16 protein-coding genes are annotated in these 12,239 nt (G+C 62.6%); 8 read left to right on the forward strand and 8 right to left on the reverse strand.

Going from position 1 to position 12,239, the window contains the following annotated elements; genetic code table 11:
• Positions 1–15 precede the first annotated feature (15 nt).
• A complete protein-coding gene (gene bmt / locus NP503_RS21860) occupies positions 16–1,038 on the forward strand; it encodes a betaine--homocysteine S-methyltransferase (protein ID WP_164748998.1) in 1,023 nt (340 codons plus the stop codon).
• Between the two features lie 15 nt (positions 1,039–1,053).
• Here the strand turns inward: bmt and NP503_RS21865 are convergent, their stop codons facing one another.
• The 3 genes from NP503_RS21865 to NP503_RS21875 all read right to left on the reverse strand — a co-directional run bounded on the left by NP503_RS21865 (position 1,054) and on the right by NP503_RS21875 (position 4,204).
• On the reverse strand, positions 1,054–1,317 hold the full coding sequence (locus NP503_RS21865; RefSeq protein ID WP_164748997.1) for a hypothetical protein: 264 nt from the start codon (positions 1,315–1,317) through the stop codon (positions 1,054–1,056).
• A 209-nt stretch (positions 1,318–1,526) separates the two neighbouring features.
• Positions 1,527–3,641 (reverse strand): VWA domain-containing protein, encoded by a 2,115-nt coding sequence (locus tag NP503_RS21870; protein WP_127272722.1) that lies wholly within the window; start codon positions 3,639–3,641, stop codon positions 1,527–1,529.
• 2 nt (positions 3,642–3,643) lie between these two features.
• The gene (locus NP503_RS21875) at positions 3,644–4,204 is read right to left on the reverse strand and encodes an RNA polymerase sigma factor (protein ID WP_127271980.1); all 561 of its coding nucleotides are present in this window, start codon (positions 4,202–4,204) and stop codon (positions 3,644–3,646) included.
• A gap of 153 nt (positions 4,205–4,357) precedes the next feature.
• Between NP503_RS21875 and NP503_RS21880 the strand changes: the two genes are divergently transcribed.
• Genes NP503_RS21880 through NP503_RS21905 form a run of 6 tightly spaced genes read left to right on the forward strand, consistent with a single transcriptional unit; the run spans position 4,358 to position 6,700 of the window.
• The gene (locus tag NP503_RS21880; RefSeq protein ID WP_127272723.1) at positions 4,358–4,681 is read left to right on the forward strand and encodes a helix-turn-helix transcriptional regulator; all 324 of its coding nucleotides are present in this window, start codon (positions 4,358–4,360) and stop codon (positions 4,679–4,681) included.
• Positions 4,678–5,103, forward strand: coding sequence for an SRPBCC domain-containing protein (locus tag NP503_RS21885; protein WP_127267745.1), 426 nt, complete (start codon positions 4,678–4,680; stop codon positions 5,101–5,103). The genes NP503_RS21880 and NP503_RS21885 overlap by 4 nt, the downstream gene beginning before the upstream one ends.
• 56 nt (positions 5,104–5,159) lie before the next feature.
• Positions 5,160–5,381 (forward strand): hypothetical protein, encoded by a 222-nt coding sequence (locus tag NP503_RS21890; RefSeq protein ID WP_127267744.1) that lies wholly within the window; start codon positions 5,160–5,162, stop codon positions 5,379–5,381.
• Between the two features lie 11 nt (positions 5,382–5,392).
• Positions 5,393–5,830 carry a DUF1801 domain-containing protein gene (locus tag NP503_RS21895; protein WP_127267743.1) on the forward strand — a complete coding sequence of 146 codons (438 nt, stop codon included), beginning with the start codon at positions 5,393–5,395 and terminating at the stop codon, positions 5,828–5,830.
• Between the two features lie 29 nt (positions 5,831–5,859).
• A complete protein-coding gene (locus NP503_RS21900) occupies positions 5,860–6,252 on the forward strand; it encodes a VOC family protein (RefSeq protein ID WP_127267742.1) in 393 nt (130 codons plus the stop codon).
• A gap of 40 nt (positions 6,253–6,292) precedes the next feature.
• Entirely contained in the window at positions 6,293–6,700 is a 408-nt protein-coding gene (locus tag NP503_RS21905; RefSeq protein ID WP_127267741.1) for a DUF1801 domain-containing protein, read from the forward strand.
• On the opposite strand, the gene NP503_RS21910 is transcribed toward NP503_RS21905, so the two are convergent.
• Positions 6,697–7,875 (reverse strand): NAD(P)/FAD-dependent oxidoreductase, encoded by a 1,179-nt coding sequence (locus NP503_RS21910; protein ID WP_127267740.1) that lies wholly within the window; start codon positions 7,873–7,875, stop codon positions 6,697–6,699. The genes NP503_RS21905 and NP503_RS21910 overlap by 4 nt on opposite strands.
• Positions 7,876–7,956: 81 nt before the next feature.
• Complete coding sequence (locus NP503_RS21915; protein ID WP_127267739.1) at positions 7,957–8,544, reverse strand: TetR/AcrR family transcriptional regulator; 588 nt, start codon at positions 8,542–8,544, stop codon at positions 7,957–7,959.
• Between the two features lie 138 nt (positions 8,545–8,682).
• Between NP503_RS21915 and NP503_RS21920 the strand changes: the two genes are divergently transcribed.
• Positions 8,683–9,240: a DUF308 domain-containing protein gene (locus tag NP503_RS21920; protein WP_127267738.1), complete on the forward strand. Its 558-nt coding sequence runs from the start codon at positions 8,683–8,685 to the stop codon at positions 9,238–9,240.
• 139 nt (positions 9,241–9,379) lie between these two features.
• On the opposite strand, the gene NP503_RS21925 is transcribed toward NP503_RS21920, so the two are convergent.
• From NP503_RS21925 to NP503_RS21935, 3 genes are all read right to left on the reverse strand, one after another.
• On the reverse strand, positions 9,380–10,117 hold the full coding sequence (locus tag NP503_RS21925; RefSeq protein ID WP_127267737.1) for a dienelactone hydrolase family protein: 738 nt from the start codon (positions 10,115–10,117) through the stop codon (positions 9,380–9,382).
• Positions 10,118–10,220: 103 nt separating this feature from the next.
• Positions 10,221–11,516 carry an MFS transporter gene (locus NP503_RS21930; RefSeq protein ID WP_127267736.1) on the reverse strand — a complete coding sequence of 432 codons (1,296 nt, stop codon included), beginning with the start codon at positions 11,514–11,516 and terminating at the stop codon, positions 10,221–10,223.
• The gene (locus tag NP503_RS21935; protein WP_127267735.1) at positions 11,513–12,190 is read right to left on the reverse strand and encodes a FadR/GntR family transcriptional regulator; all 678 of its coding nucleotides are present in this window, start codon (positions 12,188–12,190) and stop codon (positions 11,513–11,515) included. Before NP503_RS21935 ends, NP503_RS21930 begins: the two co-directional genes overlap by 4 nt.
• Positions 12,191–12,239: the final 49 nt, after the last annotated feature.

Genomic DNA, 12,239 nt, shown 5'->3' on the forward strand with positions numbered 1-12,239 from the left:
ATGAAAGCCAATCCGATGACGACCACGAACCCGATCGATGAGCTGCTGGCTGAAAAGGGCGTGCTGCTGGCCGATGGCGCCACCGGCACAAACCTGTTCGCCATGGGGCTGGAGGCGGGCGAGGCGCCAGAGCTGCTCAACGAGACGGCGCCCGACACCATCACCAGCCTGCATCAGAATTTCGTCGATGCCGGCGCCGACATCATCCTCACCAACTCGTTCGGCGGCACCCGTCACCGCTTGAAGCTGCACCATGCGCAGGATCGCGTGCACGCGTTGAACAAACGCGCCGCTGAGCTTGCGCGTGCGGTCGCCGGCAAGGCCGGCCGCAAGGTGATCGTCGCCGGTTCGGTCGGCCCGACCGGCGAATTGCTGGTGCCGCTGGGCGCCATGACCTATGACGAGGCAGTCGACGCCTTCGCCGAGCAGATCGAGGGCCTCAAGGAAGGCGGCGCCGAAGTCGCCTGGATCGAGACGATGTCGGCTCCAGACGAGATCCGGGCCGCCGCCGAGGCTGCTATCCGCGTCGGCCTGCCCTACACCTATACCGGTTCCTTCGACACTGCCGGCCGCACCATGATGGGCCTGCTGCCCAGGGATATCCACGGCGTCACCGACGGGCTGTCGCAGGCGCCGCTCGGCGTTGGCGCCAATTGCGGCGTTGGCGCGTCCGACATCCTGGCCTCGCTGCTCGACATGACCGAGGCGAAGCCGGAGGCGACGGTGATCGTCAAAGGTAATTGCGGCATTCCCGAATTCCGCGGCACCGAAATCCATTATTCCGGCACGCCCGAACTGATGGCCGATTATGTGCGCCTCGCCGTCGATGGCGGCGCCAAGATTATCGGCGGCTGCTGCGGCACCTCGTTCCAGCACCTTGCCGCCATGCGCAAGGCGCTCGACGCGCACACCAAGTCGGATCGTCCGACGGTTGCGGCGATCGTCGAGCGCATTGGTCCGATGCGCAACCAGGTCGCGACGGAAAACACCGCCGAGACCAGCGAAGCCCGCCGCGAGCGCCGCCGCAGCCGGGCCTGACCTCATCGATTTCGGTTATTCGCTGTTGTCGGCGTAGCTCGACTGCGCCGACTTGAAGTCGACCACATTGTCGCCGCGCATCGTCATCAGCGCGCCCGAAGCGCTGGGGTCGGTGATCTGTTCCAGCATGATGCGGAAGCGGTCGTTGGTCAGCGCCGACAGGGCGGTGTGGCGCGCCTGTGCGACATTGTCACGCCTGGATTCCGATGATGGGGCCGATGAAACCGCCGAGGCGTCTGGCGCCGGGGGTATCGAGTTGGCGATAGTCCTGATCTGCAATTTCGGCTCCCTCAAGCCCAGTACACCTGTCCTGCGTAACAAGGAGGGGGTTGCCATCCGGTACCGGAATTGCCGCGCAATTTAACGACCCATAAAATCCGCGAAAAAAGGCCGGCAAGGTTTCCCTCGCCGGCCTGCCTCACCCGCCCGCGGTCGGTTCCCCCGTATCAGAACGATCCCATCTGAAAGAAACCGGCCGTCATCACCACTTACCGGTTACCGCCCAGCGCAGAGGCAAGGCGCACAAGCGAGAGGAACTCGGCCCTGTACCCAAACGGGTCGGCCCCTCGAGCGGCAGTGGCGATCTCCATGATCTTGTCGTAACCGAACTTCGCGGTCGCATCCTCGTCGCGCAGCTTCTGGCCGAAGGCGGCGACCGCGACGGAGAAGCGCTGGTCGGTGCTGGCCTGGTCGAAGGACGAGATCTCGTTGGCCGAGGTCACCGGCGTGGTGATCAGCTTCGAGACGTCTTCATTCGGCAGCTTGTAGCGGATCTTGACGAAGGCATATTCGTCCGCATTGGCGACGCCGCCATTGTCCACCGACGCCTGGCCATAACGCAGTTGGTCGATCTGCTCGCCACCACTGCCCTTGGGCGTGATCTCGTAGATCGCGGTGACCGAGTGGCCCGAACCGATATCGCCGGCATCGACGCGGTCATTGTTGAAATCCTCGCGGTTCAAGGCGCGGGTCTCGTAGCCGATCAGGCGATATTCCGAGACCTTGTTCGGGTTGAACTCGACCTGGATCTTCACGTCCTTTGCGATGGTGAACAGCGTCGACGAGGCATCCTCGACCAGCACCTTTTCAGCCTCGGCCAGCGTATCAATATAGGCGGCGGTGCCGTTGCCGTTCTGGGCAATGGTTTGCATCATCTGGTCGTTCAGATTGCCGCGGCCGAAGCCGAACACCGACAGGAAAACGCCGGTCTTGCGCTCGCTTTCGATCAGCCGCTTGAGGTCGTCGTCATCGGTCTGGCCGACATTGAAGTCGCCGTCGGTAGCAAGCATCACGCGGTTGACGCCGTCCTTGACGAAGGATTTTTGCGCCAGCCTGTAGGCTTCCTTGATGCCCGCCTCGCCGGCCGTGCTGCCACCGGGCGTCAGATTGTCGATGGCGCTGAGGATCTTGTCCTTTTCGGACGCCTTGGTCGGCTCCAGCACTGTGCCGGCGTCACCGGCATAGGTCACGATCGAGATAGTGTCGTCGGCCTTCAGCTGGCTGACCAGCAGGCGAAATGCCGATTTGAGCAGCGGCAGCTTGTCCGGCTCGTCCATCGAGCCCGAGACATCGATCAGGAAGACCAGATTGGCCTTCGGCTGCTCGGTCGGCTTGACGTCAAAACCCTTGATGGCGACATGCATCAGCCTGGTCTGCGTGTTCCACGGCGTCGGCATGACGCTGACGGTCGAGTTGAATGGTGTCGAGGCCGACTCCGGACCCTTCCAGTCATAGGGGAAGTAGTTGATCATCTCCTCGACGCGAACAGTATCGGCCTGCGGCAGGGTGCCCTGCTTCAGCGAGCCGCGCACGAAGGAATAGGAGGCTGTGTCGACGTCGATCGAGAAGGTCGAGACCGGATCCTCGAGTGCCGCATGCACCGGGTTGGTCTTGAAATCCTCGATGCGGTCGCGGTTTTCCGGTTGCGGCTGCATCTGGTCGGCCGGCAAGATCGACGGCTGCTGCGGCGCCATCAGCTTGGATTCGGCCGGCATGCGGGCTCGCGAGGTGCTGGGTACACTTGCAGCGCCATCCAGCGCGAATTCACCTGTCGGTGCCGGTGGCGCAGGCTCGGCCAGCACACCGCGCTCCAGCGCATTTTGTTGTGCCGCGCCGCCAGCAACGGTCGATTCGGATTTCTGCGGCGAGGCCGGCGCCACAAGCGCATCGGTCGCGCCGCGGCTTTCCACATCCGCGTCTGCCTTCTTGTCCTTCTCCAACTCGCCGCGAGCCGGCTTCGGCTCGGCGGTCGTCGGCTTCACCGTCGCCGGCTTGTCGGCCAGCGTCTCGGTGATCTTCTCGTCGCCGCCGAATTTGGGCGGCTGTTCCCTCAGCAAATGGAAGGTGGCGTATCCGGCGATCGGCAGGGCGACGAGCCCGGCAAGGGCCGGCGTGGCAATGAGTTTCTTTTGCATGATCTCGCTCCAGAGCTTTTGTGCTCGCTCTGTGAGACGAAGCCCGCCAATCGATCCTTGGGTGACAGCAGAAATATTTTCCTGATCATAGGCGCGCAGGGCGGCCTCGAAGGCACGTGCCTTGGCATCCTTGGCGGGCGCCGGTGCTGCGATATCGCGCAGTCTGTTGAGTTCGTTGTCGTCGACCATGGTCACACTTCCCCGGCCGCGCGCATCAGCGTCTTCAGCCGTTTCTTCGCTTCATGGATGTGCCAGGAAACCGTCGTCTCCGAGATCGCCATCGCCTCGGCGGCGGCCGCGTGGCTCAATCCTTCGCCATAGACCAAAAGCACGGCGTCGCGCTGCTTGTCCGGCAGTTGCCGCACCGCGGTCCACAGCGCTTCGGCCGGATCCTCCGGTTCGACCGACGCCTCGCCTGAGATCAGTGCATGGACGCCATAGGCCTCGGTCTTCACGGTCTCGCGGGCGGACTTTCGCATCATGTCGCGCGCGGCGTTCAGGGTCACGGAATAGAGCCATGTGGTGAAAGCGCCGCCGCCGCGATAGTCGCGGATCGCCTTGCCGAGCCTGACGCAGACTTCCTGGGCGATGTCTTCGGCATCGGCCTTCCTGCCGCACCAGCGATAGGCAGCGCGATAGACGAAGTCATAGTGCCTTTCCAGCAATGTGCTGAAGGCCCCCCTGTCTCCGCCCTTCGCCCGCCCGATCAGTTCGGCGTCGGAGGCTTCGCTTTCATCCAGCATCATCGCCATCATTTGCCTGTTGGACGAAGGCTAATGGCTAATCCTTGGGCAATGGAAAGATTTTTTTGGAAACCGCCGGATCGTGACCGCCGGCACCCCGCTTGACACATCCATATCTCGGCGGTTATACGTCAATCAATAGCCACCGGGTTATCGATCCCAATGACGAACGCTCACGATATCCTCTTCAGAACGCTCTCCGATCCGACGCGTCGTGCGATCTTCGAGCGCCTGTGCCGACAAGGCGAGCAGACGGTCGGCGCCCTGACGGCTCAGTCGGGGGTCTCCCAACCTGCGGTGTCGAAGCATCTCGGCGTACTCAGGCAGGCCGGGCTGGTGCGCGACCGCCATCAAGGACGGCAGACCCATTATAGCGCCCAGATCGCAGCACTTTCCCCGCTGACCGACTGGACGAACCAGATGAATGCGTTCTGGCAGAGCCGGTTCGACGACCTCGAAAATTTGCTCAAAAGAATGGACCAATGACCAACATTGCGACCGAAACGCGCTCCGTCGTCGTCGAACGTGAGATCCCCTATCCGCCGGAAAAAATCTGGCGCGCGCTGACCCAACCGCATCTGATCGAGGAATGGCTGATGAAGAACGACTTCAAGCCAGTTGTGGACCACCGTTTCAATCTGCGAAAGGAAACGCAAACCGACGTGAGCATTGTTGTCGACTGTCAGGTAACAGCCGTCGAGCTGAACAAGACACTGTCCTACACGTGGCAGGCCTATGGCCTCGAGAGTGTCGTCACCTGGACCCTCATGCCGACCAGCACGGGCACCCGGTTGCGTATGGAACAGTCCGGCTTCCGGCCGGATCAGGAGCAGGCGTATCGGGGCGCGACGAGTGGGTGGCGGCAGTACTTTACAAATCTGGGTCAGGTCCTGGCGCGGATGGATTGAACCCGCCGACATGCGGATCACGGGTCCGCTTCGGTCTGTTTTGACAGGAGGAGCTATTGGACAGGAACAAGTGGGTTCGGCAAATTCATCGCTGGCTGTCGATTATGTTTACGCTGACCGTTGTCGCCAACTTCGCCACCATGGCATTCGGCCAGCCTCCCGCCTGGGTAGTCTATTCGCCGCTCCTGCCGCTCTTCCTGCTGCTGTTCAGCGGCCTGTACATGTTCGTGCTGCCCTATGCCGCCAGGGGCCGCGGCGCGCAGCGTGCCGGCGGATAGGAGTGGGTAGAATGACCAAGACGCAGGGTCAGTCGACCAAAGCGGCACCGGTCCTGCTCTCGGGTGGCAACCCGCAAATCGCCAAGGGCGACGGCGACGCTCCGGTGCAGGCCTACATCGCTGCAATGCCGGGCTGGAAGCGTGGCCTCGGCGAGCGGCTCGACGCGCTCATCGAACACAACGTGCCCGACGTGCGCAAGGCCGTGCGCTGGAACTCGCCCTTCTACGGCGTCGAGGGCCAAGGCTGGTTCGTGAGTTTCCATGTCTTCACCCACTATTTGAAAGTGACCTTCTTCAGCGGCACGTCGTTGCGGCCGATTCCGCCTGGCGGCACGGCCAAGAGCAAGGATGTGCGCTGGATCGACATCCGCGAAGACGATCCGTTCGATGAGGCGAGGATGGTGGAATGGATCAAGCAGGCCGCGGCCCTGCCCGGCTGGATCCCGTAATGACCGACTATGACAGAGGAAAAAGAGCCATGAAGATCAAGCTGACCAGCGTGTATGTGGACAACCAGGAAAACGCACTGCGCTTCTACACCGACGTGCTGGGCTTCACCAAAAAGGCCGATTTCAGCAACGGGCCTTATCGCTGGCTGACCGTGGCCTCGGCTGAAGAGCCTGATGGAACCGAGCTGCAACTCGCGCTCAACGACAACCCGGCCGCCAAGGCCTATCAGGAAGCCATCTTCAAGCAGGGCCAGCCCGCGGTCATGTTCTTCACCGACGACGTCAAGGGCGACTACGAGCGCATCAAGGCGAAGGGCGGTGCGTTTATCCAGCCGCCGACCGAGGCGACCGGTTCGACCATCGCCCAGTTGAACGACAGCTGCGGCAACCTCGTTCAGATCACCCAGCTGGCGCGCTGGTAACGGCGGCGGTTGAAACGGGTCGAGACACAGGAGACACCCAATGACCCCCTCGCAACATATCGACCAAATGATCGCCGGCCTCATCGATTGGCGCGGCGATACGCTCGCCGGCATCCGCAAGACCATCCTTGCAGCCGACCCGGACATCGTCGAGGAGTGGAAGTGGATGGGCAGCCCGGTATGGTGCCTCGATGGCAACATCGTGGTCGGCAACGCCCACAAGGACAAGGTGAAGCTGACCTTTTCCCATGGCGCCAGCCTGCCGGACCCCGACAATCTGTTCAACAATGGTTTTGGCGGCAAGGTGTGGCGGGCAATCGACATGTTCGAGGGCGACAGGCTCAATGAGGGCGCTTTAAAAGAGCTCGTCCGCGCAGCGATCGATTACAATCAGGCCAAAAAGAAGAAGAAAGCGGCTGCCGGGGCGAAGCCACAGACGCAAGTCTAGGCCGCCTGGCCTGCCACCCAGCCCGACGACCATGCCCACTGGAAATTATAGCCACCCAGCCAACCCGTGACATCGACGACTTCGCCGATGAAGAACAGGCCCGGCACGGATTTCGCCTGCATCGTCTTCTGGTCCAGCCCGTTGGTGTCGACCCCACCCAGCGTCACTTCGGCGGTGCGGTAGCCCTCTGAGCCGGCAGGCTTGATGCGCCAGTCATTGACTGCGGCAGCTATGGTTTTCATCTGGGCGTCGGAAAGATCAGCAAGGTTGCCGTCGATCCCGGTGCGCTCGGCGATCGACTGCGCAAGCCGCTTCGGCAGATGATTTGCCAGCACCGTTTGTGCCGCTTGCCGCCCATTGCTTCGCTTGGCCACCCGAATGAGGTCCGCCACGTCAACTGCCGGCAGCATGGCGATGCGGATTTCATCGCCCTCGCGCCAATAGGAAGAGATCTGCAGGATAGATGGCCCGCTGACGCCACGATGCGTGAACAGCATCGCTTCGGAGAACCGCGTCTTGCCGCAGGCGACTTCCGCGTCGACGACGTTGCCGGCCAGGGGCGCCAGCCGTTCGAGCGTGTTTACGTCGAAGGTCAGCGGCACCAGCGCCGGTCGCGTTTCGACAATGGCAAGGCCGAACCGTTCGGCAAGCTCATAGCCGAAACCGGTCGCCCCCATCTTGGGGATCGACTTGCCGCCGCAGGCCACCACCAGCGACTGGCAAGTAACCAAGCCTGTGGAGAGGGTGAGCGCAAACCCCTCCACGGTTTTGCGGACATCCTCAACGCTGGCCGAGAGCGCCAGCTCCACGCCCCTGCCCTGCATTTCCGAGACCAGCATGTCGATGATCTGGCGCGCCGAGCCGTCGCAAAACAGCTGCCCAAGCGTCTTCTCGTGATAGGCAATGCGTTGGCGTTCGACGAGGGCGATGAAATCGCGCTGCGTGTAGCGACTGAGCGCCGAAATGCAGAAATGCGGATTGCCCGACAGAAAATTCTGCGGGCTGGCATGGATGTTGGTGAAATTGCACCGGCCGCCGCCGGAGATGCGGATCTTCTCGCCAGGCGCCGTCGCATGATCGAGGATCAGCACCGAACGGCCGCGCTTGGCCGTCTCCACGGCGCACATCATTCCGGCGGCACCCGCGCCGATGATCACTACATCATAGGATTGCATCAGGCTATTCGTTCCCGCTCGACCAACTCATTTGGGGCGCGCCACTTGCGCTGCCTGATACCACTTTGGCCCGATAGTTTTCTAGCAATCCCGTCCCAGCAGCCTGGTGATCTGGGGGGTGACGATTATGGTGAACAGCCCGGGATCGCTGAAAGCCCTCGCGGACAGCATTGCCCCGTGAACCGATGCCATCAGCATCTGGGCCTCCTCCTCCGGCCGGTTGTTCAAGCGGAACAAGTCCTGTTCCATTCCAGCCCGCAGCACCGACGTAAGCCATCCCGCGAGATTTTGGAAATGGGCACGAACGCGTGACGCCACCTCTTCCGGCAGCATCTGCATCTCGCCGGCGAGCATCGCGCAGACGCAGAACGACGGCGAGGCATCGCGAATGCATGTCCGCCAATAGTTCAGATAGGACTGCAGTTGTTCAGCAGGGCTTGAGAGTTCTCCCCGGAGAGACTCCAAACCCACTTCGGCCTGCCGCCTGTAACGATCCACCAGCACCGAAACCAGCTCGGCCTTCGTCGGAAAATGATGGTGGATACTCGCCTTCCTGATGCCGATGTCAGCCGAGATATCGGCATAGCTGAACCCGTTGTAGCCTCCCGCGACGATGAGAGACTGCGCGACATCGAGAATCTTTTCTGAAGTCGAAGCCATTGATTTCATATCGCCGCCTACCTTCTGGTAGGCGAACTGTCAAGGTTGCATCGTTCCCGATTCTCACAGGGAGGTGTTCCGGACATTGGGTTGACTTAGGGGTTTTGTCTACCTACTAATAGGTAGACAGCAACAAGGAATCTGCCAATGCAAAACCAATCTTTCACCCGGTCCGGATGGCTACGATCCTATTATTTCGCACGCGCCATATTTTCTATCGCCTGGGTTGCTGCCGCCATCCTGTTCAACGGGCAACCCGGTCCCACCGCGTTTCTGCTCGTGATCTACCCGGCATGGGACGCTCTCGCCAATCTGGTTGACGCCAGGGTAAATGGCGGCCTGAAGGCCAACTCGTCCCAGGCTTTGAATGTCGTGGTCAGCACGATAACGGCGCTCGCCGTCATCGTGGCGGTTAACAACAGCATGTATGCCGTTCTGGCCGTGTTTGGGGTTTGGGCGATCCTCTCAGGCCTGCTGCAGCTGAACACGGGACTAAAGCGTTGGCGCTACCAAGGCGCACAATGGCCGATGATCCTCAGTGGTGAGCAGTCGGCCCTCGCCGGCGGCTTCATGATCAGCCGATCCCTCGGCACGGCTGCGCCGACGATTCTGGACATCGCCCCTTATGCCGGGTTCGGCGCGTTTTACTTTCTGCTTTCCGCAATTTGGCTTGTCGTAGCAGCCTATCGCAAGGCAAACGCCTAGGTGCTGCCCGATCCGGCGGCGGCAAGGTGAAAGTCATCTGCCGCCGTCGAAAGGGCAAGCATCGCTCACTCTTTGCCGCATCGGCTGCCGTTCTGGTTCAAAGACGCGTAGCGTCCTGCTCAGGGGCGCGACCGCTGCCTTAGATCAGCGTCTCGGCGAACAACGTCGTCAGCCGCTTCCAATGGCGTTCGGCACCCGCGGCGTTGAAAACGCTATGATCGGGCACGCACCAGCCATGCGCCATCCCGGCATAGTTCTCGATGACATGGTCGACTTCCGCAACCCGCAACGCTTCCTCCAATCGCATCGATTGTTCCGGCGGGAAACTTCTGTCGACACCCGACATGCCGACATAGACGCGCGCCTTGATGGAGGCTGCCTTGCGATGCGGGCTGTCGGCGGCGTCGCTGGCCAGATTGCCGCCATGGAAGCTTGCGGCCGCCCTTATCCTGTCGGGATAGTTAGCGGCGGCGTTCAACGCCCGGCCGCCACCCATGCAATAGCCGACGGTGCCGATCGGCCCGGTGATGCCCTCGGCAGCAAGCGCGTCGAGGAACGCACCGCTGTCGCTGATGGTCATCTCCTGTGTCGTGCCGGTGACCAGCGCCATCAGCGGGATTTTGGTCTTTTCCTCGGCGAAGGCGGTCTTGGCGTCGAACGGCCCGTAGGGCGCATTGCGGTAGAATAGGTCGGGCACCAGCACCGCATAGCCTTCATTCGCGAGCCGCTCGGCCATACCGTCGAGCGCCGGCCGCGGACCGAAGGCGTCCTGATAGAGAATGACGCCGGCCTTGGCAGGAGATGCGTTTGCCGAGTGGAAAAGCCCGGCATTGGCAACACCATCCCTGGTCTTGATCTGAATGTCGTGTTTCGTCATCGCCCGCTCCGTTCGACTGATGCGCGATACATATCCGCGCAAGGCCATACGGCAAGGCATTCCCGGGGCGTGGCAGTCAACATTTCGTGCAGGATTGCGGACGCTATTGCTCGCCCTCGCGCACGGTCCGCGCGCCGACATGCAGCGCACGGCCGGCACCGAGCCCCATGATGGCTACGCCAAGCCCGAGCGCGACGAACAGGAACGCCGTTCCCGAGAAACTGCCGGTCCAGTCGCGGATCAGGCCCACCAGCAGCGGACCGAATGCCGCCAGCACATAGCCGACGCCTTGCGCCATGCCTGAAAGATGCGCGGCGACATGCGAATCCGGCGAACGCAGCACGATCAAGCTCATGGCAGCCGCGATAAGGCCACCTTGCCCGATGCCTTGCAGGACCGCCCAGAACAGCATCGTCGAGGTCGGCGCAAAGAGAATGCCGAGCAGCGCGACCACCGCCGTGGCAACGAGCGCCACATTGATGCCGCGCTGGTCCTTCAGCCGCATCGCAAAGGATGGCACGGCGAGGCAGGTGATGACCTGCGCCATCACTGACACCGAAACCATGGCGCCAGCGGTGGCCGCATCGAAGCCACGCTCGCGCAGGATCGGCGCCAGCCAGCCGAAGATGCAATAGGCGAGCGCCGACTGCAGCCCCATGAACAGCGTCACCTGCCAGGCCAGGCGATCGCGCCAAAGCCCGACGACGCGAAAGCCTTGATGGCTCACTTGCCGCCGGCTGCCCAGCGCCTGCGGAATCCAGATCAGCAACACAATCAGGGTCGGCACCGCCCAGGCAGCAAGTGCTCCGGACCATGAACCGGTGACAAAATGCTCGATCGGCAGCGTGAAGCCGGCGGCGGCGGCCGAGCCGGCGCAGAGCGCCATGGTGTAGAGCCCGGTCATGACGGCGGCCCTGTCGGCGAAATCGCGCTTCACCAGGCCCGGCAGCAGCACATTGCCGATGGCAATGGCGCCGCCGGCCAGGAAAGTCGCGACAAACAGCAGAGGAACCGTACCGAACCAGCGCAGGCCGGTTCCCAGCACCAGCAAGGCGAGCGCCCCGAGCAAAGTGCGCTCGGCTCCATAGCGCTGCGCAAGCCTTGGCGCGAAGGGCGCGAACAGGCCGAGGCACAGGACGGGCAGCGTCGTCAGCAGGCTGGCGCCCGTTGTCGACAGCCCGGTTGCCTGCATCACCTCGGGCAACAGCACCGACAGGCTCGAAAACAGCGGCCGCAGACTGAAGGCGATCAGCACAAGGCTCGCGCCAAGCACGATGCGCGCCGCACGGCTGCGCAGTTCAGGCGGCTGCGGCATGGGCAGGCTGTCGGCCTCGGCACCGATGAGTTCCAGACCCTCGACCTCGGCCTTCGGATCAGGCTGACGAAAACTCTGGTTCATTGCGAAAGCAGTCTTTCAAGTTGGGCAAGCACCGGCGCCATGAAGGCTCGGACGGCGGCAACGGCGCGCTCGGGATCGCTCGCGGCAATGGCGTCGACGATTGCCGCATGCGCCTGGTGGTCCGGCTCGGGCAGATCGCCGTCGATGGTGGCATGGATGGTCTCGGTGATGGCAGCGGTGAAGAAGTCGTAGAGCTCCATCATCGCCCTGTTGCCGGACGCCGCGACAACCGATTTGTGGAAGGCGAGATCGCGCCGGATGAAGGCTTCGCTTCCGCCTTCGGCGACAGTGCCGCGCGCGGCAAGCAATTGCCGCATCCGATCGAGGTCGGCTGGCGTGTGGCGCAAGGCGGCGAGCCTCGCGGCTTCGAGGTCCAGCGCTGCCCGCGCCTCCCACTGATCGCGCAGGCCGCTGCGCTTGACCCGGTCGAGCGCGGCAGAGGTATCGACGGCGGAGCGCACATAGGTGCCCGAGCCCTGGCGCGTATCCAGCAATCCCTGCGAGACCAGCACCCGCACCGCCTCGCGCACCGTGCCGCGGCTGACCGACAGAAGGTTGGTCAGAGCTGCCTCGTTGGGGATACGCTCGCCGACGCCCCAGCGGCCGCTGACGATTTCAGCGCGCAGGCTCTCGGTGGCGCTGTCGGTGAGATTGGTTCGGATAGCAGGTTGCATCGACCTATTCATCAAGTCATCAGATGACTTGATGAATAGGCCTACTCCT

Origin of the sequence: Mesorhizobium sp. SEMIA396 (assembly GCF_024518615.1) — a bacterium.
Classification (GTDB): domain Bacteria; phylum Pseudomonadota; class Alphaproteobacteria; order Rhizobiales; family Rhizobiaceae; genus Mesorhizobium.